At 39.6% G+C, this 24,855-nt stretch carries 22 protein-coding genes; 8 read left to right on the forward strand and 14 right to left on the reverse strand.

What is annotated here, in order from left to right; genetic code table 11:
- Positions 1 to 56: 56 nt before the first annotated feature.
- The 5 genes from AB1Z56_RS10260 to AB1Z56_RS10280 all read right to left on the reverse strand — a co-directional run bounded on the left by AB1Z56_RS10260 (position 57) and on the right by AB1Z56_RS10280 (position 4,908).
- Positions 57 to 1,211, reverse strand: coding sequence for a TIGR03364 family FAD-dependent oxidoreductase (locus tag AB1Z56_RS10260; protein WP_426791962.1), 1,155 nt, complete (start codon positions 1,209 to 1,211; stop codon positions 57 to 59).
- Positions 1,212 to 1,228: 17 nt separating this feature from the next.
- Positions 1,229 to 2,569, reverse strand: a complete 1,341-nt coding sequence (locus tag AB1Z56_RS10265; RefSeq protein WP_309363916.1) for a DUF5690 family protein — start codon at positions 2,567 to 2,569, stop codon at positions 1,229 to 1,231.
- 183 nt (positions 2,570 to 2,752) lie between these two features.
- On the reverse strand, positions 2,753 to 3,364 hold the full coding sequence (locus AB1Z56_RS10270) for a helix-turn-helix domain-containing protein (protein ID WP_309363914.1): 612 nt from the start codon (positions 3,362 to 3,364) through the stop codon (positions 2,753 to 2,755).
- Positions 3,365 to 3,464: 100 nt separating this feature from the next.
- Positions 3,465 to 4,289, reverse strand: coding sequence for a glycoside hydrolase family 16 protein (locus AB1Z56_RS10275; protein WP_426791963.1), 825 nt, complete (start codon positions 4,287 to 4,289; stop codon positions 3,465 to 3,467).
- A gap of 130 nt (positions 4,290 to 4,419) precedes the next feature.
- The gene (locus tag AB1Z56_RS10280; RefSeq protein WP_309363910.1) at positions 4,420 to 4,908 is read right to left on the reverse strand and encodes a nuclear transport factor 2 family protein; all 489 of its coding nucleotides are present in this window, start codon (positions 4,906 to 4,908) and stop codon (positions 4,420 to 4,422) included.
- Positions 4,909 to 5,358: 450 nt separating this feature from the next.
- On the opposite strand from AB1Z56_RS10280, the gene AB1Z56_RS10285 reads away from it, so the two are divergent.
- From AB1Z56_RS10285 to AB1Z56_RS10295, 3 genes are read left to right on the forward strand one after another with little or no spacing between them, the layout of a single operon-like run.
- Positions 5,359 to 6,285 (forward strand): ring-cleaving dioxygenase, encoded by a 927-nt coding sequence (locus tag AB1Z56_RS10285; protein ID WP_313265161.1) that lies wholly within the window; start codon positions 5,359 to 5,361, stop codon positions 6,283 to 6,285.
- Positions 6,286 to 6,323: 38 nt separating this feature from the next.
- Positions 6,324 to 6,623 carry a GNAT family N-acetyltransferase gene (locus AB1Z56_RS10290; protein WP_309363906.1) on the forward strand — a complete coding sequence of 100 codons (300 nt, stop codon included), beginning with the start codon at positions 6,324 to 6,326 and terminating at the stop codon, positions 6,621 to 6,623.
- Positions 6,624 to 6,648: 25 nt separating this feature from the next.
- Positions 6,649 to 7,275: an alpha/beta hydrolase gene (locus AB1Z56_RS10295; protein ID WP_426791964.1), complete on the forward strand. Its 627-nt coding sequence runs from the start codon at positions 6,649 to 6,651 to the stop codon at positions 7,273 to 7,275.
- A gap of 55 nt (positions 7,276 to 7,330) precedes the next feature.
- Here AB1Z56_RS10295 and AB1Z56_RS10300 read toward each other — a convergent pair whose 3' ends face one another.
- Positions 7,331 to 8,614 (reverse strand): Gfo/Idh/MocA family protein, encoded by a 1,284-nt coding sequence (locus AB1Z56_RS10300; protein WP_426791965.1) that lies wholly within the window; start codon positions 8,612 to 8,614, stop codon positions 7,331 to 7,333.
- A gap of 572 nt (positions 8,615 to 9,186) precedes the next feature.
- Between AB1Z56_RS10300 and AB1Z56_RS10305 the strand changes: the two genes are divergently transcribed.
- Complete coding sequence (locus AB1Z56_RS10305; RefSeq protein WP_046672944.1) at positions 9,187 to 9,378, forward strand: cold-shock protein; 192 nt, start codon at positions 9,187 to 9,189, stop codon at positions 9,376 to 9,378.
- Between the two features lie 187 nt (positions 9,379 to 9,565).
- Positions 9,566 to 10,690, forward strand: coding sequence for a DEAD/DEAH box helicase (locus AB1Z56_RS10310; protein ID WP_309363899.1), 1,125 nt, complete (start codon positions 9,566 to 9,568; stop codon positions 10,688 to 10,690).
- Positions 10,691 to 10,753: 63 nt separating this feature from the next.
- Here AB1Z56_RS10310 and AB1Z56_RS10315 read toward each other — a convergent pair whose 3' ends face one another.
- The 3 genes from AB1Z56_RS10315 to AB1Z56_RS10325 form a co-directional block, all read right to left on the reverse strand.
- A complete protein-coding gene (locus tag AB1Z56_RS10315) occupies positions 10,754 to 13,021 on the reverse strand; it encodes a cation:proton antiporter (RefSeq protein WP_426791966.1) in 2,268 nt (755 codons plus the stop codon).
- 177 nt (positions 13,022 to 13,198) lie between these two features.
- Entirely contained in the window at positions 13,199 to 13,921 is a 723-nt protein-coding gene (locus tag AB1Z56_RS10320; protein WP_426791967.1) for a LytR/AlgR family response regulator transcription factor, read from the reverse strand.
- The gene (locus tag AB1Z56_RS10325) at positions 13,911 to 14,651 is read right to left on the reverse strand and encodes a sensor histidine kinase (RefSeq protein WP_309363893.1); all 741 of its coding nucleotides are present in this window, start codon (positions 14,649 to 14,651) and stop codon (positions 13,911 to 13,913) included. Before AB1Z56_RS10325 ends, AB1Z56_RS10320 begins: the two co-directional genes overlap by 11 nt.
- 305 nt (positions 14,652 to 14,956) lie before the next feature.
- On the opposite strand from AB1Z56_RS10325, the gene AB1Z56_RS10330 reads away from it, so the two are divergent.
- Positions 14,957 to 15,175, forward strand: coding sequence for a hypothetical protein (locus tag AB1Z56_RS10330; RefSeq protein WP_046672939.1), 219 nt, complete (start codon positions 14,957 to 14,959; stop codon positions 15,173 to 15,175).
- 116 nt (positions 15,176 to 15,291) lie between these two features.
- Here the strand turns inward: AB1Z56_RS10330 and AB1Z56_RS10335 are convergent, their stop codons facing one another.
- Entirely contained in the window at positions 15,292 to 16,470 is a 1,179-nt protein-coding gene (locus tag AB1Z56_RS10335; protein ID WP_309363888.1) for a thiolase family protein, read from the reverse strand.
- Between the two features lie 265 nt (positions 16,471 to 16,735).
- On the opposite strand from AB1Z56_RS10335, the gene AB1Z56_RS10340 reads away from it, so the two are divergent.
- Positions 16,736 to 17,908 (forward strand): acyl-CoA dehydrogenase family protein, encoded by a 1,173-nt coding sequence (locus tag AB1Z56_RS10340; RefSeq protein ID WP_309363886.1) that lies wholly within the window; start codon positions 16,736 to 16,738, stop codon positions 17,906 to 17,908.
- Positions 17,909 to 17,934: 26 nt separating this feature from the next.
- On the forward strand, positions 17,935 to 20,043 hold the full coding sequence (locus AB1Z56_RS10345) for a 3-hydroxyacyl-CoA dehydrogenase NAD-binding domain-containing protein (protein WP_426791968.1): 2,109 nt from the start codon (positions 17,935 to 17,937) through the stop codon (positions 20,041 to 20,043).
- A gap of 276 nt (positions 20,044 to 20,319) precedes the next feature.
- On the opposite strand, the gene AB1Z56_RS10350 is transcribed toward AB1Z56_RS10345, so the two are convergent.
- From AB1Z56_RS10350 to prfH, 4 genes are all read right to left on the reverse strand, one after another.
- Positions 20,320 to 21,771, reverse strand: coding sequence for a bifunctional 2-methylcitrate dehydratase/aconitate hydratase (locus AB1Z56_RS10350; protein WP_426791969.1), 1,452 nt, complete (start codon positions 21,769 to 21,771; stop codon positions 20,320 to 20,322).
- Positions 21,772 to 21,881: 110 nt separating this feature from the next.
- Positions 21,882 to 23,033 (reverse strand): bifunctional 2-methylcitrate synthase/citrate synthase, encoded by a 1,152-nt coding sequence (gene prpC, locus AB1Z56_RS10355; protein WP_426791970.1) that lies wholly within the window; start codon positions 23,031 to 23,033, stop codon positions 21,882 to 21,884.
- Between the two features lie 10 nt (positions 23,034 to 23,043).
- A complete protein-coding gene (prpB, locus tag AB1Z56_RS10360; protein WP_426791971.1) occupies positions 23,044 to 23,922 on the reverse strand; it encodes a methylisocitrate lyase in 879 nt (292 codons plus the stop codon).
- Positions 23,923 to 24,228: 306 nt separating this feature from the next.
- Positions 24,229 to 24,855: a peptide chain release factor H gene (gene prfH, locus AB1Z56_RS10365; protein WP_426791972.1), complete on the reverse strand. Its 627-nt coding sequence runs from the start codon at positions 24,853 to 24,855 to the stop codon at positions 24,229 to 24,231.

Below are 24,855 nucleotides of genomic sequence, written 5' to 3' on the forward strand. Positions count from 1 at the left end.
CGTAAAAACGAAAGAGCCCCGCTAGATGTGATAGCGGGGCTCCTCAATATGTTTAATTAAAAAAGTTTTTCAATACTCTGTTCGGCATAGCCAGCACTTGCTGTCATTCCTTTTCCACCGATACCCGTTCTAACGTGTATTCTCGGTGTAACATCTATTTCAAGTATATGATCTTTATGCTGAGCATAATAGCCTGCCCAGGATGATGAAATCCATTCGCTATTCATGGGCATGATACGATTAGCTTCTGCAATCATCAATTCATTGATGTGGGAATTTACAGAAAAACCCAATTCATCCAATCGATTACCCGCCGCGTACTCATGAGAGTCACCAATAATAATACTCCCATCCATAGCTTGTTTAAATAAGATATGAATCCCATTATCCCGCAGCTCCTGATAATGATCAGGCATTGGAATTGTTTGAAATGAGGGGCAATATTCTTCAAAGCTTTCATACCGACGGATGGTCAATCCTGTTAAGATATTCCCTGGCAAATGGATATGATCCAGCGGCTTGGTACGCAGCATTTGTAACTTGCTAATTTCAAGACCGCTATCATCAAATAGCGAGCGATATAAAATTTTAAATTCATATCCATTGCATATAAGGACTTTCTTTCCTTCATAATGCTGCAATGTACTGCTCACGACAGATACCGTATCATTTTTATCCTCACAGGCCACAATTGTGGTATCATATTTCAGGGTGTAATCCGAGAATTTACTTTGCATATAAATATGTAGTTGCCTGATCATTGATTCCGGTTCTACACTTAGCTCCTGCGGAAAAAAGATAGCCTCCTTGACATAATCCGAATTCATCATTGGATATTTAGATAGAATCTGTTCCTTTGACCAAAGTTCATGCTGATATCCCTTTGTCAGATAATGCTTGGAAAGCTCATGAAGTACCTGCACCTCATCATTGTCCGAAGCGATATAGATGCTACCATTATTTCTAACCGAGATATCCATTTCTTTCTGAATGAACTGATATATTTCGAGTCCCCGTACGCCATAATCAAACCATTCTCCGGCCATCCCCGATGGCACCACTTGTCCAAAATTACGAACAGTCGATCCCACAGGAAAATTATCTTTTTCAAGCTGGAGCACACGTAATCCCTTTTTTAGTGCATTATAAGCATGAAAAGTTCCTAAAATCCCACCCCCAACAATAATTAAATCATATGTATTTGTTTTCATCTTTATAAAAAGTATAGTTAACTAATTTGCACTTCTCCTTTTGCTGCATGCCAGGGAGCAAGCAGCTCATCATCGCTTCCTTTCGTCTGTTCTTTTTTTCGAATGAAATAGAAAAGAGAAAAGATACCCAAAATCGCTCCGATAATCGAGGCCAGAAAGACCAATTGAATAAAGTAATTTCCCCAGGTAACCGAATTTGGCATAAATTCCTTGTTTACCAATATCAGAAAGCTCCCCAAATAGCCGATTGAATCTGCCATATACATCACAAAGCCAATGTTACTTTTCATGCGATATGTAGCGATCATTCGCTCAAAAAATATGGCATTATAAGGAATATAGGCCATATACAAGCCCAAACCGACAAGCAACATCCAGCTTAAACCATCAATCCATTGTTTCGTAAACAAATAAGTAGAAATACCTGCTGTCAGAAATCCTATAATGATCATATAGTGAATCAATTTAAATGCTTTAAGATTATTTTTGACCATAATTAGGCAACTTACTAGCAGAAGTACAATGATAGAAATAGTTCCATCAACTTTTGCAAAAATGCCCGCCCCCTTTACATGCAACATCTGCCAGATTTCTACCTCAAAATTATCCCGCACATCACGTAAAATAGTCAACATGGTGTAAACAATAATGGTCAATACAATTCCAGGCATGAAGGTTCTAAAAAAGTGTCTTCGCATCTTACTGTCCATAGCAACACGCTCTGTCCGTAGCTTCTTGTCCTCTTCTGTTGGCCCAGGAGCATTCTCCAGTATCCATACACAAAAAACAAAAGGCAGGAAAAAAAGTAAACCTGTCAAAAATGGCATCCAAAATTCATTGATATGAAAAGAAGACATCAACCATCTTCCAACAGTTTTAATTAGTCCCGAAGCAAAAATTAAACTTACAGACATAACTGCTCCCATAATCTCTGTAAACCGTCTTCCTTCTAAATAACTAAATACCAACCCCCAAACCATTCCTAATGGAAAACCATTGATAAAAAGAAAAATAACATTCCAGGGTCTCGGACAAAGCGCAAAAGCCAAAAGCCCTATCCATGAGATACAAATCAGACCGATTAAATACCGTCCTCTATTACGTTGTTTGCTTTCTGAAATAAATTTTATACCATAAAACTTTGACAACAAATACCCCAGCATTTGAATGACCACCATGCATACCTTGTAATCGACACCAAAAATAGTATCATCTGCAAAAGAAGATGCCGTAAATGACTTTCTAAATGAATACATACTTGTATAACACAAAAATGCCGTAATAGCCAATACAATGGCCACAGACTTCTCATCCAGTCTATTTATTCTTCGTTTTATTCGTTGGCTTAACTCCATCATTTAAACTTGTTGACAGACCTCATTGTCCGCAATCAAAAGTAAATTTTGGAAATTAACACAACACTAAACTTTTGTTAAGTATTTATAAACAAATATAAACATCCGTACGCGATATGAAAGGTATAAAATAAAAAAAGCATCACTGAATGATTCAGTGATGCTTCAAAAGATTGGAACTATCGTTTATTTCTTATTTTCAAAAAAGTATACAATCAGCATGACTGCCTTTTCTATTCCGATATTTCGCGGCGTATGTGATAATCTGCCGTTAAAAAAGATTGAATCGCCCTCTTCTAAGCTAATTGTTTGATCATTGAATATATACTCCACCTGTCCACTGATGATATATTTATACTCATAGGCTTCGGTCTCAACCATCGGTCGTTGTGCATCTGGAAGCAACTCCAAAAGGACAATGTCCATAGTCGCACTATCCATTGCTGAAGTAAAGATGCGCTTATAATGGAAACCTATGGCTGATTCCTTTTCAAATGAACTGTAACTATCTTTTTTCCGAACGACAACGGGACCGGAATCCAATTCAGAATTAAAGTCTTTAAAAAATTCATTTAGATCAACATTCAGCGCATTAATGATATTGATCAACACAAGTAAGGAAGGTATTGTCCGGTTATTTTCAATCTGTGAAATAAGCCCCTTGCTCACCCCTGCTCTATCCGCGACTTCCTGTATGGTAATCCCTTTTTCTTTTCGGATTCCTTTAATCTTATTGCTAATCTTGAATATCGTATTATCTTCCATAATCTGGCCAAAAGTAAACAATTTTCGTATCAAGTGTATATTAAGTTTTTATCACCTAATCGTTGGTTATCGATATTATTACGCTTCGTCCGCACCCACATGATCAGATAACGGAGCGGTGAAATGACAGCTGTTATTGGTAAACTTTTATCCAGTCTACACGCATCTCGACAGGCAGCTGATTTTGATCTACCTCTCCGACCCAGCTTCCGCCCAACTGCTGGTCAATCAATAGATAAAAGGGCTGATAATAAGGCCATTGAGAAGCGTCTACATCTTTGATTCTTGGGTAAGTAAATGTATCAGTACCGTTCACCTGAAATACGATACGGTCAGGGTACCAGCTTATACCATATATATTATACTCTTCTGTTCTGACCGATGCGGTGCCAAAATGTTTGGGGTGCTCTTTTTCCCCCAGATCCAAGGTATAGTATGAATGCGTAGTTTGATAAATGATATCATCAAAATTAAGATGCTCCATGATATCAATTTCACCATTTTTAGGATATTTCCCGTATTTGTCCAGCTCGGCCAGCATCCACATCGCAGGCCATGCTCCCTTTGCGTTTCCAAGTTTAGCTCTAATTTCTATACGGCCGTATTGAAAGGCAAACTTTTCTTTACTCCATATTCCCCCTGTCAAAAATGGTCTCGGATCTTTATTTTTATCTGTATTTTTTATTCCTTTAAGAATCAACTCTCCACTTTCCCAACCAAAACAAGCGTCATCCATACTCATATGTCGATTCCAATCAGCACCTCCTGCCGGAATTCGAGACCACTTCTGATCGTCTAGTTTTGGAGAGTTAAAGTTCTCTTCCCAGACCAGTTTCCATACTTTAGTCTCACGATCCTGCTTCTGGATATATACGTAAGGGTGGTCTTTAGGCGTATAATGAACGCTACAAGCAGACAACAATAAATAAAACCAACTTAGGCCCAGGACTCTTTTCATTATTAAATTAGCAGTTTGTACAAAAATGATTTGAGTCTAAATTTATGCATAAATTACCAGACCTAACAGACCTCCAAAAATTAAAAAAGGGGAACTAAGTGGAACGAGAAAGAAAAATTTATAAAGATCTTTAAAACATGGGATGTGCATTTGCTGCATCTTTAGGTACATCTTGCTGTGCATCCCAGTGCTCGACAATTTTACCATTTTCCAATCTAAAGATATCGATCGTTGATTTAAGACTACTGTCTGGATTCTTATTTTTTAAATGTATGAAGACTAAATCCCCATCCGATGCGATATGCTGTACATCAATTTTTGTCTTCGGCTGCCCTTTAAACCAATTTGCTGCAGCCAGTTTAAATGCGGCTGCTCCATCTGCTACAGATGGATTATGTTGAATGTATCCAGAAGAAACATACTTGTCGACAGCTGAAATATCCTTATCCCCAAACATCTGCTGATAAAAATCCAATACGATTCGTTTATTCTCTTTGTTCTCTTCAAGTTGTTTCTGTGCAGCCATCGCTTTGGACTCGTCGATTTGTGGCGTCTGACATCCTATGATTAGAAACAGAACGGAGAAAGTCAGCATTTGAATTCTTACTATATTTTTCATCTTTAAATCCATTTATGAATTAGAATCCTCGACGTATTGATTCATTGACCGAATACAATATATCGAGTCAATAAAACATACACTGTCTCCTTTTGTTTTAGGTCACTGATTTTTTTGATTGCTGGCATGATAATTGAATTTGTTATTCTAGTATAATATTCAGAAATATACATTTCATAAATTTAGGTTAATAATTGGTTAGGTTAAACACCTGAAGTCCCCAACTTCAGGTGTTTTTTTGATAGTGTTTTTTTATTGGCTAGAAAGACCTTCAGTTCTCTTTCACAGCTTTTATTGATTATCTAATCATGCAGGTTTTTATATATTTTAGAAAATCCCCAGTACGATAAAAACAAAAATGTCAATCATAGCTTTTATTAATCTAGTTCAATAAAATTCCATACGGGTCGACGTAACTTTACATCAGTTAAGAAAATAAAAATATGGGCTATGGAAAATAAAATATTAGGGTTACATCACATTACAGCGATAGCTGATGATGCAAAACGAAATCTAGATTTTTACACAAAAGTATTGGGCATGCGCCTGGTAAAGAAAACCGTCAATTTTGATGATCCCGGCACTTACCACTTTTACTTTGGCAATGAACAGGGCGAACCGGGAACTATCCTTACTTTTTTCCCTTGGGAAGGTATCGGAAAGGGTACATCGGGAGCAGGTATGGCGACCCACATCGGTTATGCTGTACCGCATGGCAGCCTCGATTTCTGGAAAAATCGTTTGGGTGAACATCAGATAGCCTTACAGGAACGTGAAATTTTCGGAGAGAAGCTTATTTCGTTCCAGGATCCTGACGGTTTACAGATTCAGTTTATTGAAACGGATGATAATAGAAACCCTTGGACAAGCACTGACGTCAATCCAGCATATGCCTTAAGAGGATTCCATAATGTTACTCTTTCGTTAAAAGAAGCTGATCCGACGATAAAGGTATTGACAGATATTTTGGGTTATTCTATCCAAAAGCAAGACAACAACCATTATAGATTGGCCACCGATAGTATCGACACGGCTAACGTCGTCGACATTATAGCCGACAGAAATTTGCCATACGGTAAAAATGCAGCGGGCACAAATCATCATATCGCATTTCGGGTAAAGGACGACAATGTATTGATGGAGTATCGCGAAAAGGTGCTTTCGGCAGGGTTAGATATTACACCAAAAATAGATAGAGATTACTTTTTCTCGCTCTATTTTCGTGAACCGGGAGGTGTCTTGTTTGAGATTGCTACGGACAATCCGGGATTTACAGTAGACGAACCGCTATCCAGTTTAGGCGCGTCACTTAAATTGCCAAAACAATATGAAAGCTACCGTTCGCAGATAGAAGAGACATTACCAAAATTAGGTTAACTAGATTATACAAACATTTTTTAACAGACAATAAAGCTATGGAAAGAACTGAAATTGTATTAGACAAAAATCAACGTGGAGAACTGCAATTATTCTCCGATGAACTTAAAGCAGGCTTAATGAGCATCGCTATCATTGACGGTAATCTAGTTGTTTACCATACAGAGGTTGACGAAGCCTATGAAGGCAGGGGATTCGCAAAAATACTTCTCGAGAAATTGGTTTCTCATGCGCGCGAAAACAACATGAAAATTGTTCCGTTATGTCCTTATGTAAATGCGCAGTTTCACCGCCATCCGGAGCTATATCAAGACGTTTGGTTTAAAAAAACAATATAAATTGCCATAAAAAGAAAGGACAAAAATGAGTCATTCAATAAATATTAAAACGGCTGGTCAAAATTTAGAACAGGCAAAAAAAGCAATTATCATGATCCATGGTCGTGGCGGGAGTGCCGAAGATATCCTTGGTATGTCGTCCTATCTTCATGTCGATAATTATGCATTACTTGCTCCGCAGGCAGAAAATCATAGCTGGTACCCCTATTCATTTATCGCGCCGGCACAAGAGAATGAACCTTGGTTGAGCTCGGCAATTAATCTTATCGATCAGACGGTTAAGCTAGCTTTAGACAAAGGTATTCTAGCCGAAAACATCTATTTTTTTGGATTTTCTCAGGGTGCGTGTCTAACACTCGAATATCTTGCACGACATGCACAGCACTATGGTGGTGCGGTGGCTATTATTGGCGGAGTGATAGGCGAAAAAATTAACAGGGCCCCCTATGTAGGCGATTTTGCGCAAACTCCCATTTTTCTTGGGACCAGTGATCCTGATTTTCATGTTCCACTGGAACGTGTCCAAGATACAGCATCCATCCTGGAGCAGATGAACGCCAATGTAAAATTAGTTGTCTATCAAAATGCAGGACATGCTATTAATCGCGAAGAGATCGATCTAGCAAATGAATTTGTCTTTTCAGAAATATAAGTATCTTAACTTGGTTGCTGATTTAAATAATTACGCAGCAACCAAGTTAAAGACCTTATACTTTTGGATATTTATAACCATTGTGATAAACTGAAGCCAAATACTTATTTGCTTTTTGGTCAGTAAAACGTTGTTTATCTTTATCCCAATAGAGTTTTTCTCCCGTTCTAAAAGCAATATTTCCTAGCTGCGAAAAGATCGCTATATGAGCTCCTGCTTCAATTGGAGCATGAAGCAACTGCGGATTGCGTTGCCGGATGGCATTAACAAAATTTTCCATATGTTTATCCAGCCCATTATCTAGAGAAGGTTGCAATGGAACAGCTTCCATTCTTCCTTTTTCAGGAATCACTTCCCATCCACCTCTGTTCAAGACTAAAGTGCCATTGTTACCAATAAATGCCACACCATGATTACGGCTGTAAGGACCAAGATCAATTCCCTTGGCATGTTCCCATTGGATATTGAAGCCTTCAAATTCATAAACAGCTGTCATCGTATCGGGGGTTTGACCAGCATCGTCCGGAAATGCAAACTTTCCTCCTGAAGCCATAATAGACTTCGGATCGGAGACTTTCATCCCAAGTAAAGCATAATCTAACATATGTACCCCCCAATCGGTCATCAGACCACCGGCGTAATCCCAAAACCAACGAAAGTTAAAATGGAATCGATTCGGGTTGAATGGTCTTTTTTGTGCAGGCCCCAGCCATTCGGTATAATGTACGCCAGTAGGAACAGGCTCATCCGGCTGTACGGGAATGGCACTTTTCCATCCCTGATAAGACCAAGCCTTGACGAGCCTTATTTTACCTAATTTACCAGAATGAACAAAATCAATAGCATCTTTAAAATGCTGCTGGCTGCGTTGCCATTGCCCAACTTGCACAACAGCCTTATTTTTCTTTGCAGCCTGAACCATTAATTGACATTCCAAGATGGAGTTACCAATAGGTTTTTCAACATAAACATGTTTTCCCGCATTCACAGCATCTACCATCTGTAGACAATGCCAATGGTCTGGGGTTGCTATAATAACTGCATCCACGTTGGCACTATCAAGCATTTTTTTATAATCTACAAAAGTTTCGACATGGATGTTTCTTTTTTGAAGTTCTTCAACTCGTTTACGAAGAATATTTTCGTCCACATCGCAAAGCGCAGTACACACGATACTATCATTCTTTAACAGCGCATTTAAATCCGACCAGCCCATTCCATTCACGCCTATTAATCCAACTCGAATGGATTGATTTAAAAAATTTGACCCTTTGACTTTAAAAAAAAATGATGATGCAGCTAAAACGGTAGATGTTTTGATAAAATTTTTTCTATTCATTGAATATTGGTTTAAGTTTTGTTTTTGCCGAATATCATCCAAGTTCCCCGATAAAAATAGAATCTATAGTCGTCATAGATGAATGTCATTCTAATAATCGTGTTGTGATTAAAAAACAAATTACTCCGATGAAAATACAAAAATGAATTTAGGTGCCTACAAAAAGCATTGTAAAATATATATAGACAAATACCGAGAAACGCCAAAACAAACTAAAAAAATGGTCGAGTTAGAATTACTCGACCATACATCTACCTATGAAAAACATGTCCTTGGGAGGGGCGTTTGAAGTTAATACTAATTTTACAAAGAACAAATGTTTTTAAAAAATATTTATCTAAATAATTAATAATACGACTAACAAAAGCTCAACGCTTTCGTGATGTTACATTCGTTAACAGAACTATTTTTTTTTAAGCATTTATTTTTAATCGATTCTCCCTCCAGTGGTATTCCAATCCGCCTCTTCTACAAAGAAAAAGGACAATCATACAATATATTTTATAATTCATTAAAAAAAACAAAAGATTAATCATTTATTATACCTAACTTGCCGAACTTAATTAAAAATAATGAATACAGGTAAAATTAAATTTTTCAATGAAACTAAAGGTTTTGGTTTTATTACACCAGAGGATGGTAGTGCAGATGTTTTCGTACACGTTTCTGCGCTTAAAAACCAAGTATCTGAAGGCGACGTTGTTACTTATGATGTAGAAAGAACTCCAAAAGGGATCAGCGCTACAAATGTAAAATTGGCGTAATCCAAAAAATACACTTTCTTGTTAATGGGGTAATTCTTAATGACTTATCCCATTTCTTTTTCCTATTCTTCCTTTACTATTTTAAGCAATCTTTTTATTTTTTGTTGAATGGTTCTTACTGTTCAAATCAAAAGCATAAAAATGGTTGTCAAAGGTTTTATTTAAGACAAATTCGAACATACTACTTATGGAATTTAAACAACTCAGTTTAATCGATCCGCTTTTAAAAGCAATAACAGAAACAGGCTATACACATCCTACAGCAATTCAACAGAAAGCCATTCCAATTGTACTGAAAGGTGACGATCTTATTGGTTGTGCACAAACAGGTACAGGCAAAACAGCGGCTTTTGCACTCCCACTTCTGCAGCGTCTTGAAGAAAGCAAGACAGCAGGTAAAGTCGTTCCGATTAGAGCTTTGATTCTTACCCCGACACGCGAACTGGCGATTCAAATTGGAGACAATATAAACTTATACCGAAAATATCTCAAATTAAACTATTGTACTATTTTCGGTGGTGTAAGCCAAGAGAAGCAGGTCAAAGAGATCAAAAGAGGTGTTGACATTTTAGTGGCAACCCCGGGACGGTTGTTGGATTTAATGAATCAAAAGATAGTTTCGCTGGATAAAATTGAAATCTTGATCCTGGACGAAGCTGACAACATGCTTGACATGGGTTTTATTCATGATATCAAAAAAATCCTTGCCAAAGTTCCTTCAAAAAGACAAACGTTGTTTTTCTCAGCTACTATGCCTCCAAACATACGCAAATTTGCACATGGCATACTGCACAACCCTATGGAGGTTGATGTAACCCCAGTAAGTTCAACCGCCGAAAAAGTAAATCAATCGGTATTCTTTGTTGAAAAAAAGGAGAAAATCAAATTATTGACAGGTATATTAAAAAAGCTGAAGCACGAACGTACTATTGTATTCTCCCGGACAAAACATGGGGCGGATAAAATCGTTAAGATGCTTGCAAAAAATGGACTGAGAGCTGCGGCCATTCACGGTAACAAATCCCAGAATGCAAGACAAAAAGCTTTAGGTGAATTTAAAGAAAGCCACATTAAAATTTTGATTGCTACCGATATTGCGGCAAGGGGAATTGACATCGAACAGCTCCCACTTGTCATCAATTATGACCTCCCTAATGTTCCAGAAACCTATGTTCATCGTATAGGACGGACAGGCCGGGCCGGACAAGCGGGAAAAGCAATTTCTTTTTGCGATGTTGAAGAAAGACCTTATTTAGCTGATATTGAAAAACTGATCGGATTAAAAATCAAGATAGAAAAAACGAATAAATAGGCCCTTAAGGAGCCTTAACTAAAAGCCCCTAGATCGGTTGATCTAGGGGCTTTTAGTTTTCATTTATGGCTTTCGATCTGCCATAAGTAGCGTTGAGGGGGTCGAATGAAGCCAGTGCACTTTTTTATTGACGATTTTATTCCAACTGGGTAAGCTTATCAACATCAGATCCTGTTCCTGCCAGGTCTCATAGTCTAATTCTTTTTCGGTTATCGTCAGATGATTGGGAACAAGTTGCTCCAATTGCCTCAATTTCTCTTTGAAACTCTCCTGGTGTCTCAGTACCTGGTTAAGATCCCAAACGATAATCTGCGCATCCGAATGCTGAATCAGACGCTGTATCATTTCACATAAAAATTCGTCGTTTTTTAATACAACAGGAACAATCACGCGTCTTGCCTTTACAAAGTTCTTATCGATCAAGATGCCTACCATAGCATTGACTTTGGCATTAATCTGTTGATTTCGATCAAAAGTAGTGAATGGCGACTCCGCATTTGTCACCGTATGAAACAGCTTTTCAGGATTTACGATACGTGAAGTAAAATCTAAAAATCGACCGAGTAAACTACCTTCATAAATGGACTCGCTAACTCCTAGCAGCAATAGATCCTGTTCTCTTTCATTGGAAGTCTGAACGATTTCACTGTCAATATCGCCCGAAATTTTAAAGACTGTCCGTATTTGCTGTTCTAATTCCTCAGCGACTTGTTTGATCTCACGAAAACTGTCTAACTCCTGTGTTTCCACTTCATAATGATGTAATTCATTGGAAGGTTCGATATGCAACGCTGTAATTTCTGAATTTTTTTTTGATTTCAATGTTAATGCGTTTGCTAAATGCAGTAATGAAATCCCGGTATTACTTTTCGCAAATGACAGCAGAATTTTAAACTTTGCCTTGTTTTGAAGATTCTCCTGCAATGAACTTTTCTTGGGCCGGTATAGAAAATTAATTAAATCGAGGGAAGGCCCTGTCATAAAAGTAGTAATTAATGCCATAACCACCATCATCGAAAACAATTCAGCACTTAAAACACCGAGGTCATAACCTATATTCAGAACAATAAGCTCCATCAGTCCCCGTGTATTCATCAATGCACCTATACTCAAGCTATCTTTCCAACTTTGACCAACAAAACGAGCCGCTAAAGTGCTGCCCGCAAATTTACCGATAACGGCGACTAAAATAATGACTACCGTAATCATCCATAGCTGGGGGTCATTGAGTAATCCGATTTGGGTACGAAGACCAGTATAGACAAAGAACAAAGGCAATAGCAACAAGGTGGAAACATCTTCTATTTTTTCGATAAATGCTGTCTGAAAACGGCTTCCCTCCGGCATAATTGCTCCAGCCATAAACGCACCGAACAAGGCGTGAATACCGATAACCTCTGTCGCATATGCCGAGAACAGTAATACGATAAAGAAAATAGCAACAACAGGTTTACTTAAAGCCTCCTTACTCCCTTTAACCTCTCCTATCCGCATCAAAAATGGACGTACAATTTTAATCATGATAAGTACATAGGCAACAGCCATCGCAATAGTATATAATGCACTAGCAAAATCACCCGCTTTTACAATCGCAATCACTACAGCCAGTATACACCAGGCCGTAATATCGTCTGCAGCGGCACAGGTAATCGCCATTGCTCCTAGCTTACTCTTTTGCAATCCTCTCTCTTGTATAATCCGAGCAAGAACCGGAAATGCCGTTATACTCATTGAAATGCCGATAAACAAGCTATAAGATAAAAACTCAACATTGGTCGGTGGATGGAATAAATATAAAAAATAGGCTAAGGTGATTCCTAAAGTAAATGGAATCACTATACTTGCGTGAGAAATCACAACTGCATCATGTGCTTTATTTCGAAGCACATTCAAATCGAGTTCCATCCCGATTATAAACATAAACAAGATCAGTCCGATCTGGCTCAGAAACTGCAAATTACTCAATGATTCAATCGGAAAAAGCGTATGTGAAAACTCGGGGAAATAGAGTCCTAATAAAGATGGCCCCAGTATAATTCCCGCCAGCATTTCTCCAATCACAACAGGCTGCTTAATCTTTATACAAATCCAGCCCATGATACGGGCAGCAATAATAATAGTTACAATCTGGGCCAATAGGATAGCCAGGGGATGCTTGAAACTGTGCAATAAAGTTGATGTAAAATCTTGCCAAGCACCTTTACTTATCTTCTCGCCACCGATTAATTCCGGAGCCTGCAATTGTGTTCCTAAATGAATTACCCAATACATTACTGCAAGCAATGTACCTATCAGAACGACATAGAAGATCGTATTCCTATATTTTCTCATCTTTAATAGCAATTAAAATAAATGTAGTGACAACAGCATATTAATCTCCACCAATATCTACCAAGCAACGAGTGCTCCGAAATATGGTCACAGCAAAAATATAATTCTATCGCAGCTTTAATGCTGCCAGGAACGTCAGATTAGGAAAAAATGTAATGAAACTTAAGAATTTTGTAATCAACTGAACTTATCGTGGAACACCTTTTTGTACGACTCGCCCAAATTAAAAAGTAGAGGCTGATTCTGCTCATCCAATAAATTGCTTGTTACCTCATCCGCGGAAAAAAATTTGACAATCTTGGCTGCAATGATCTCTTTTTTATTGATGCGGATAAAATCAGGGGCGGGTAAGATTGCGAGCAACTTGTCAAAACTTATATTTTTTAGTAATACGAGGGAGCCATCAGACAGATATACCTTTTTATCGCGACTGTCCACTTCAGCAATCTGAATATAATTAATCTGTCCAAAATAAAGTATTGCCTTTCCCTTATTCGTATTAAACTGTGCAAAAGAGATGGTTTCGGGCTGGCTGTTGAGGACTTGCTCTACTTTCATAATGGCTTGCTGAAGTCGTTGCAATGATATCGGCTTGCGCATGTAATCAACGGCATTGATATCAAAAGCATCACTTGCGTACTGCTTATAGGCTGTAGAAAATACAATCGGATATTCTTTTAACACCTTGGCTACATCAAATCCATTAAACTCCGGCATTTCAATATCCAAAATACAAAAATCGAAACTTAGCTCCTTATACTCCTGTAACAATGTAACAGGCTCGTTAAAAGCCTTGACAACCTCCAGTCCGGGAATTTGCTCGCAGAGCATTTTCAAAAAACGCAAACTTGGCATTTCATCATCTAGCAGTATACACTTTAATTTTTTTTCAATCTGCATATAATCTGATTTGAAGGTGAGCACTATAAACATCATTCTCTACAAACCGATGTAATCGATGCTTATCGGGGTAATATAACATGAGACGCTCCGCTAAGGTCTTGCTTCCTATACCACTTTTCTGTTTTTGCAAAGGCGAGCGTTTTGATATTCGGTTACTTACAACAAGATCCAATATTCCATCCCTAAATGTCATGTTAATGGAGATAAAGGAATCAGCGCTATGGAAGTCTGCATGTTTGAATGCGTTTTCAATCAAATCAACTGTCATTAACGGAACCAAAGTTGGTGTATCAAACGCAACATCATTCAGTTCATCAACATCAAATTTAACACGTATATCAAATAATGGGCTAAGCTTAACTTTATTAATTTCGATAAGATTACGTGCAAATTCAATCTCGGCCTTAGGTGAGACAAGTTCATCCTCACTTTCATAAAGTACGTAGTCCAATACCATCGCCAATTTGTCCATCGTATAATAGGTTTGATAGGCATGGGAAAGAATACCATTCAGCGAATTTTTCAATAGATGTGGATTTAACTGAGCACGATGGAAATGCTCGATTTTTCCGTTATCCATGCGATTAAAAAGCTCTTTTTGTCGTTTATTTTCTACCGCAAGCTTCTTGTATTTTTGTTTTAAAACGATATACAAACCAGAAAGTACAATAACGATTGTCAGCAGTACTAGAATGATTATATAGGAGATCTCAGTCGTCATGTTCATCCCAAACTTACTTAAAATTTTATTACAAATGAAAATACGGCACTGGAAAGCATTTGTCGTAAAAAATAAATATTAATTTACAATGAAACAGAATTCAATGCGTTATAAACCGAAAAATACAACTATAAAATTTCAATATATTTATTACAAAAATTAACAGTTTCATTACAATTTAGTCACTTTAAAACATTAATTTCAGGATATTATCCTTATATTGAGACTATTGTAATTAGCCGATCAAATGATTGTCTGCGCTATTTTGGTTAAACCCGCCTGGTTTTCTATCAGGCTTAATATGAAACACTATGGAAAAGCTCATTTTCGAAACTAATGCACAACATCCCAGTCTTGTAGACAAAATTAAACAGGCTGTTGAAAAATTGAATGGCATCCACGAATGGAAAATCGACTTGGATTCTATTTATAATCTATTAACCATAGAAGGCATTCGATTAAATCCAACGGAAATCGAATCAGAACTTGCACTACATGGCGTTGAAGCCAGTCGGCTATATGAAGAATAGTGCTGTTACTTCCCGTATATAATTAAGCGGGAAGCTGCGTGGTTAAAAACATTCCCATTCAATAAGCGTAAACTCCGTCCAGATAAAACTCCAGGAGCATTATCTGGACGAAGAACTTAAATCTTTTTTATAATCATCGCAGAGGCGCCACCGCCACCATTACATATTGCTGCCAGTCCAATGGACGCCCCCTCTTGCCTTAAGATACTGCTTAATGTGACGATAATTCTCGCTCCTGAGCAACCTAATGGATGACCTAAGGAAACTGCGCCACCATAAATATTTACCTTATCCAATGGCAAGCCTAAAATTTGTGCATTTGCCAAAGCTACAACAGAAAAAGCTTCATTAAATTCAAAATAGTCAATATCTGAAATCGTCAGTCCAGCTTTTTTCAATACTTTTTCCGTAGCAACACTTGGAGTAGTTGTAAACCACTCTGGCGCCTGTTCGGCATCGGCGTAAGCCACAATTTCGGCTAATGGGGTCAGGCCAAGCGCACTCACTTTTTCAGCAGACATCAGAAGTACTGCCGCAGCCCCGTCACTGATTGTCGATGCGTTTGCTGCAGTGACCGTTCCATCCTTTTTGAAGGCGGGTTTAAGTTCGGGTATCTTATCAAAATTGACTTGAGAAAACTCCTCATCCCGTGAAACGGTCATTTCCCCTTTACGCGTTTGTATTGCTATAGGCTGAACCTCTTTTAAAAATTTATTTTTTTGCCAAGCATCGAGACTGCGCTTATAAGAACTGATTGCATAATTATCTTGGTCTTCGCGGCTGATATTGTATTTTTCGGCGCATAATTCTGCAAAGACACCCATTGCTTCATTCGAATAGGCATCACTAAGACCGTCTCGCTGTAAGCCATCGCTGAGATTTTGAGCTCCAAACCTGGCGCCCCAACGCATGGTATTTGCATAAAATGGCACTCTACTCATGCTCTCCATCCCACCTGCAATTACGATATCTGCATCTCCCAGTAAAATGGACTGTGCAGCCACCGCTATTGCTTTCATTCCGCTTGCACATACCTTATTGAGCGTTGTTGCGGAAGTATGATCTGACAAACCAGCCAATCGGGCGACCTGCCGGGCTGGGGCCTGACCCAGATCAGCTTGCAAAACGGCACCAATAATAATTTCATCAATTGAATCAGTAGAGACACCTGTTTCAGCCATTACAGCGCGGACAGCATGAGCAGCGAGATCTGGAGCTGAGATAGACGACAATGCACCGCCAAAACTTCCAATTGGCGTACGTTTCGCGGCAACGATAAATACTCTCTTTGACATGGTATAAAAAGTTTATAATTATGCCTAAAGATAAAAAATATAAGAGAGACAACACAACAACTCAGTTTTATTTTTTGTATAAAAACAAAATAAATGGATAAAAATCAACCAAAAAACTTCCCTACCTAAACAATTTAACAGAAAATAAAGAATAAAAATTTGCGAAAAGCGAAGGCTTTTCATTAAATTCGTTTACATAAAATCCTAGCGAGCGGGCATTCATAAACCCACGCATATAAAATAACCAGAAGCAAGATAAACGATTATGCAGACAATCCGGTTTACAGCTGAACATCAAATTTTTCGCGACACACTTCGCGCATTTATTCGGAAAGAAATCATTCCCTATGTCGATGACTGGGAAAAACGGGGAGAAATAGATCGAAGTATCTGGAAGAAGATGGGTGACATGGGACTCATGGGGCTCAATTATCCAGAAGTTTATGGCGGAGTTGATCTCGATTTTTATTACTCGCTGGTGCTTTGTGAGGAATTGTCCTATTGCTTCTCAGGAGGATTTACCATCTCCGCACTTGTTATCCAATACATGTCCGCCCCTTATTTATTGAAATATGGTTCAGATGAGCTAAAAACACGTTATCTTAAACCGGTCATAGCTGGCGATATGATCAGTGCAGTTGCAATTACTGAACCCGGTGCAGGCTCCGATGTGAAACATATCAAAACGACCGCAGTTCGCGACGGCGACTTTTATATTGTCAACGGTTCCAAAACGTTTATTACCAATGGTTACTACGGGGATTTCTTCATCACCGCGGTCAAAACCGATCCCAATCAAGGTACAAAGGGTATTAGTCTACTAATTATCGATAAAAATACACCGGGAGTTTCTACAAATAAGATTAATAAATTAGGCTGGCATGCATCGGATACTGCCGAATTGGGATTTAACAATGTCAGGGTTCCCATTGCCCACCTTGTCGGGAAAGAAGGCGAAGGATTTCGTTATTTAATGGACGGTCTCCAACTGGAGCGGCTTACTGCTGCCATACATAGTATTGCAACCGCAGATTCTGCCCTTCAATATACACTCGAGTATATCGCACAGCGGGAAGCTTTTGGAAAAAAAATTCAGGAATTCCAAACCATCAGACATCGCATTGCACAAATGACTGCAGATATCGCCACGACTAAAGCCTTTGTTTATCATTGCTGTGATCTTCAAAACCAGCATGAGTATGCGGTACAGGAATGCTCTATTGCTAAATTACAAGCGAGCGAACTCGCGGTACAAGTGGTCAATCAGTGTCTCCAACTATTTGGTGGTTATGGTTTTACCGAAGACTATAAAATAGCACGCTTGTATCGGGATGTACGTGTCGGCACAATTATCGGCGGAACGTCAGAAATCATGCTCGAAATTATAGCGAAAATGACAATAGATAATATCACTTATCAATCGGGTAAGTCTAATTAAAATATTCTTATCAATTTTCTAGTATCATGGATGAAAATAAACCTTCTTTACAACAATCCCTTTTTCACATCGAGCGGGATAATCTACAGATTGCTACGATAAGTCCCCTATCAACGGTACTTCCCGAACAACTGCATATCGTAGATTATCTCCTGCAATTTGCCGATTTAGTTACCTCTACGCTTCAACAGGAAGATACAACTGGCGTAATATACTATTGTCCGATTCCGGCCGGAAAAATCGAATATACCCCATTATTTAATCAATTCCTCCCTAGTGATTCAACTGCATCAACATTAAAGTCACTTATACTGAAAGTCTTGGCATGGAAAGAGTTGAACAAGCCTATCGTCTCGATTTTTACAGAAAACTGTACAGATATTGCACTGGCAACTATGCTATGGGCTGGTTACCGTATTGCCCCCCAAAAGCTCAAATTTGGCTTCCCGGAAAGCAAATACGGTTTGTTTACAGGTTTTGGAAGTACCATTTATTTACCTTCATTGATCGGGAATTCCGCTACCTTAAATCTTCTAACGCAGGGCAAGCTCATGAATAGTGAAGAAGCTTACAAACAGGGATTAATTGATGAAGTTTCGCAGCAACAAGACGAGGGCATATTACTGGCAAAAAAATGGATTCTTAGAAATCCCCTTCTGATTTCAGAGGAAACCCAACAAATAGATCAGGTAAGCCCTGAAGCCATTCTCAATATCCAAAGAAAGACACGTGGCTTATACCCCGGAACGAATGCAGTCGTAGAATTGGTAAAGAAAAGAGCTTCGTCTACCCCAATTCAAGCGATCGAGCAAGAGGTCACTTTATATCTTGAAGTGCTCAATCGCCCCGAACCGCTCCATATGGTCCGAACCCTCTATTATGGCGTTCAAGATGCGCAATCACCAAGCCGAATTCGGCTACTGAATAACTATAGCTTAAAAAAAATAGGAATTTTAGGTGCAGGAATGATGGGATCGGGTATTGCCTACGAAGCTGCCCGGGCAGGAATCGAAGTTGTTTTAAAAGATGTTACAATCATTCAGGCCGAAGGGGGCAAAGCTTATTCGACCCAGCTTTGCGAAAAATTGCTAGCTCTTGGAATCCTGAACCAATCTCAACACGAACAATTGCTTTCCCGCATAAAACCTACGGAAAAAGTCGACGACCTCAATGGATCGGACTGTATTATAGAAGCTGTATTTGAAGATTTTCCTTTAAAAGCAGCCGTCACTCAGGAAAGCCTTCCCTATTTGGCAGATAACGGTTTTTTCGCCTCAAATACAACCTCTTTACCCATTACTGAGCTTGCAAAAGCAGCTCATGATGCCAAAAGTTTTATCGGCATGCATTTCTTTTCTCCCGTGGACCGCATGCCACTGGTAGAGATTATCTGCGGAAAGGAAACTGATGAAATAACCTTGGAGAAAGCACTTACAACAGCATTAAGGCTTAATAAAATTCCAATAATAGTGCATGATGGCCCGGGATTTTTTACGTCGCGCATTTTCTTCAACTATTTACTGGAGGGCATCACAATGGTACTGGAAGGAATTTCTCCTTTGCTGATCGAAGAGGAAGCGGTCGCAGCAGGATTTGCAGTGGGCCCTTTGGCGGTATTGGACGAAATATCTCTGGAATTGATGCTTCATGTTTACGATCAATTTCCTGCTCTCCACGCCAGCCAGCAACGGGCATATAGCTACCTCAAAAAAATGGTCGACCAGGGAAGAAAAGGTAAAAAATCAGGCGCTGGATTTTACGATTATGACATAGAAAGCAAAAAGAAAACAATTTGGAAAAACCCGACTATATCACTACAATCAAACACTTTAACCCCACCAACTATTCGTAAAAGACTGCTTCATGTCATGGCATTAGATAGCTATCGTTGTCTAGAAGGGGGGATAATTGACCGACCTATTGACGGCGATATTGGCGCAATTTTAGGAGTAGGTTATGCTTCTTATACAGGTGGGGTATTTGGTCATATCGACCTCACAACCCTCCCGATTTTCGTAGCGGAATGCCAAGCATTTTATGCTTACGGTGAACAATGGGATGTACCGGAATCATTAAAAGAATTAGCGAAGCGGAATTTCAAATTTTATAATGGCTTCCTTTCAAATTGGCATTAGATGATCTGCTTATTCGTTTTGCCGAATACTGCAGCGCTATAGTATGAACACGATTAACACTGGAATATCAACCGTAAACTTAAAAACCTTCATGATTTCGAAAGGACCAACAGTTGCGAAAACCGAGTCAAGGCCTTTTCCTGCTGATAAGAAACGGACCATTCAGCAAAAAGATAAAAACGACCAAATAGTAAGAATAAAGTTATCTGAATTGAATAATTTAGTAGTATCAGGGCAATATGATTAAAATAGGGGAAGCGATTTGCTCCCCTATTTTTATTGTGCAAACAAATCCATAAGATAAGAAACATCCTGATCAACAAAAGTATCGTAGTCCAATGTTGCTTCGAGTATCTGCCGCTGTTTCTTTTCAGAAAATACCCGCGCAAGGTTGGTTTTATATTTTTCGATTAACTTAGGGATTCCTTCTGCCCTACGTCTTGGATGGCCTATCGGGTACTCGACAACCAATTCAGGCAATAGGGTCCCATCATTCAACTCAATTGTCAAAGCATTTGAAATAGCCCGCTTCTGTGGGTCGTGGTAGTCCGAGGTGAATCGAGAGTCTTCAATACAGAAAATTTTATCGCGAAGCTCATCTATTCTCGGATCTGAAGCAATATGATTTTCATAATCTTCAGCTGTTAAACGGCCAAAGATTAAAGGGACGGCAACCATATACTGAATGCAGTGATCGCGATCTGCAGGATTATGTAAAGGTCCCTTTTTATCGATGATCCGGATGGCGGCTTCATGTGTACGAATTGTTACGCGCGCAATATCCGCACTACTTTTCCCAAATTCCTTCAATTGCTGATGAAGTTGCATAGCAGCTTCGGCAGCTGTCTGTGCATGGAACTCGGCAGGGAAGGAAATTTTAAAGAGTATATTTTCCATTACATAGGATCCGTAGGCACGTTGAAATTTAAATGCATTGCCTTTAAAAGACACATCGTAAAATCCCCATATTGGAGCAGTCAGAACAGACGGATACCCCATTTCTCCGGTCTTCGCAATCAAGGCTAAACGAACGGCACGTGAAGTAGCATCACCTGCGGCCCAGGATTTTCGGCTGCCTGTATTGGGAGCGTGCCGGTAAGTACGTAATGCCTGGCCGTCCACAAAAGCCAAAGAAACCGCATTAAGAAGTTCCTCTTTTGTCAGCCCTATCAGTCGACCCACAACAGCTGTTGAAGCTACTTTCACTAAAATAACATGATCTAAGCCTACTTTATTGAACGAATTTTCAAGGGCCAAAACACCTTGTATCTCATGCGCCATGACCATGGCTTCCAGTAGCTGCTTAGCTTTCAAAGGCTTCTGACCATTTGCGATGTGAGTCCTACTCAACCAGTCCGCTACAGCTAAAATCCCGCCGAGATTATCAGATGGATGTCCCCATTCGGCAGCAAGCCAAGTATCATTAAAATCCAACCATCGAACGATTGTACCGATGTTAAATGCTGCCTGAACTGGATCGAGCTGGAAATTCGTACCCGGCACTCTTGCGCCATTTGGTACAATAGTTCCGGGTACAATTGGTCCCAGCAATTTCGTACAAGCAGGATAGGTTAAAGCCTCCAAACCACAACCTATGGTATCAAGAAAACAGTAAAATGCCGTATTCCATGCTACTTTTTCTTCAATTGTATAATTTAGGACGTAGTCCACAATGTCCACTAAAACCTGATCTGGCTGTGGCCTCTCATTTGATATTGCTGAACTCATTATTTTATTTCGTATAAGATTGTCGTTCGAAATTCTTTATATTGTTTTTTACGTTTCCTTGTCCTCAAATTATCCCCGACCGAAACTTCTGTTTATTCCTAAATCAGAATTTATCGTTCGGAAATAGGGACGAAAGGCCTATCGTCTGGCCCTATATAATTTGCACTTGGTCTGATAATTTTTCCATCTTGCCGTTGTTCAAATACGTGTGCCGACCAACCGGTGATACGAGCTAGAACAAATAATGGCGTAAACATTTCTGTTGGAATTCCCATTAGATGGTAGGATACGGCAGAATACCAATCCAAATTGGGAAACATTTTCTTTTCTTCCCACATCACCTTTTCCAATCTTTCCGCAATCAGATACAGTGTCATGTCTCCTGCTTCTTCGGACAGCTCCTTGGCTACCTGTTTAATTACTTGATTTCTTGGATCCGAAATCGTATACACAGGATGGCCAAAACCAATAATAACCTCTTTATTTGCCAAGCGTTTACGGATATCGGCTTCCGCTTCATCGGCATCCGCATAACGACTCTGGATTTCAAATGCTACCTCATTGGCTCCACCGTGCTTGGGACCACGAAGCGCACCAATAGCACCTGCTATACAGGAATACAGATCAGATCCTGTCCCAGCGATGACCCGCGCACTAAAGGTCGAAGCATTAAACTCATGTTCAGCGTATAAATTAAGCGAAATCTGCATGGCCCTTACCCAAGATGCCGAAGGGGATTTACCGTGAAGCAGGTGCAAGAAATGCCCTCCTAAAGTGGAATCAGCGGTCTCCACCTGAATCTCGCGTCCATGCTGACTAAAATGATACCAGTATAGCAAAGCTGAAGCCATGGAAGCCATCAGACGGGTGGCGATATCCCGTGCACCAGCAATGGGATGACTTTCTTTTTCGGGTGATACACTTCCAAAAAAAGAGACATAAGTCCGCAAGACATCCATCGCATGGGCGGTAGACGGTAGCTGCTTCAGTACTTGCTGAACGGTAATCGGCAACCCACGCTGACTAATCAGCTGGCTTTGATAGCCAGTTAACTGCGCCTGCGTTGGTAAACTACCATAAACAAGCAAGTAAGCCACCTCCTCAAAACTAGCCTGGTACGCCAAATCCAAAATATCATACCCTCTATAATGCAAATCATTGCCACTTTTACCCACAGTACTCAGCGCGGTATTCCCAGCGGGTACTCCCGAGAGTGCAACACTTTTCTTGGGTTTAAAACTAGTATCTTTTGTCTCTTCCATCTGTCTATAATTATTTGTTAAACAATTTATCCAATCGATTTTCATAGGCATAATAATCGATACTTCTATACAGCTCTTCTCTCGTTTGCATCTGGTCAATCACTTTAGCCTGGCTACCATCTTGTCGGATATGATGATACACATTTGTTGCAGCTTTATTGGCAGCCCTAAAAGCGGACAAGGGATATAACACGATGGAGACATGCGCCTGACGCAGCTCATCAAGGTTACACAAAGGAGTTTGCCCAAATTCGGTGATATTAGCCAAAACAGGTAAGCCAGTCGCTGCGCTAAATTGAATATATTGATCCAATTGATGCACAGCTTCGGCGAAGATAAAGTCTGCCCCTGCCTCCTTATAGGCAACAGCCCTTTCCAGAGCAAGATCCAGACCTTCAGAAGCAAGAGCATCAGTACGCGCACCGATGACAAAATCGTCGTCGGTCCGTGCATCCACAGCAGCTTTCAGCCGATCAACCATTTCGAATTTTGACACAAGCTCTTTTCCGGGGCGATGCCCACAGCGTTTAGCCCCTACTTGATCTTCCATATGTATTGCCGCCGCACCTACTTTAATTAACGATTTTATGGTACGTGCAACATTAAACGCCGATGGGCCAAAGCCTGTATCAATGTCCACCAGAAGTGGAAGATTACAGACATTTGTAATGCGGTCAACATCAATCAACACATCCTGAAGCGTTGTAATGCCAAGATCCGGGATTCCCAATGATCCGGCGGCAACACCACCACCAGAAAGATAAATTGCTTTAAAGCCAGCCTGCTGGGCCAAAAGGGCATGATTGGCGTTAACAGCCCCAACAACTTGCAACGGATTTTCGTTCTTAATTGCCTCCTTAAAAAGGAAACCGGGAGATTTAATCATCATATCGAATTTTGAAATTCAACACATCATAACCTGTCACGATCCAAGCCATGAATGCTATTTAAGTTTATATAGTTTCGACATCCATTTATCGGACTGTCCATCTTAAAGATACTAATTACCAAGGCAATTAAACAAATTATTTTCTATATTTCAGATCTTTTACAGAAGAAAATACGGTTAAACATAAAAGAACATTACATCTAAAACGTTCAAAAAAAAAGCCATGAACTGGGGTTCATGGCTTTTTTTCATTAATCCAAGTAGGCGCCTTCTCAATTTTTAGAATACAAAACCAAGAGAAATGATTTATTTTTCAATAAATTTCTGTCCATGAAAAACACGTTTTGCCAGACCTCTTTTCACTTCGAGCTGATTTCGCCATTGCTCTTCTTTAGCGACATGGAGCTTAGCGCGCGCAAACTCCTCCAGACATTCTGCTAACCGCTCAATGGCAAGCTCTTTGTTCTGCAGTTGCGATCTTGTGTCCATCACTTGAACACTTACGCCTGTTGGGCGATGTGTTGCCCTTATTGCTGAGCTTACTTTATTGACGTGCTGCCCTCCGGCTCCACTACTGCGCATAGACTGAAAATGTACATCCTTCAAATCCAACACCTTCTTCTTTGTAGGTGGGTGACAGCTTTTAATTTCGACAAACCAATTCTTACGCCTGTGTAAAGGCCTAAACGGACTTTTGCAGACCCAACAGATGGTGCCACGCCAGCGCTCGACAAATAGGCCAAGGTCACACCCTGTCAATCTCACGATTATTGAACATGGCAATCCTTCAAGGAGCTCTGCTTTCATCACCATTAGTATTACACCATTTTTGTGGGCTTCCGATGACATACGGTCAACCACAAGCCGCACAGCCAAATTACATTCCTTAGGACCTCGTCCTGAGGTAACTTGCAAATACATTTCCTCTACCAT

It is taken from the genome of Sphingobacterium sp. WOUb80, assembly GCF_050058145.1.
In the GTDB taxonomy this organism is placed as follows: Bacteria; Bacteroidota; Bacteroidia; order Sphingobacteriales; family Sphingobacteriaceae; genus Sphingobacterium.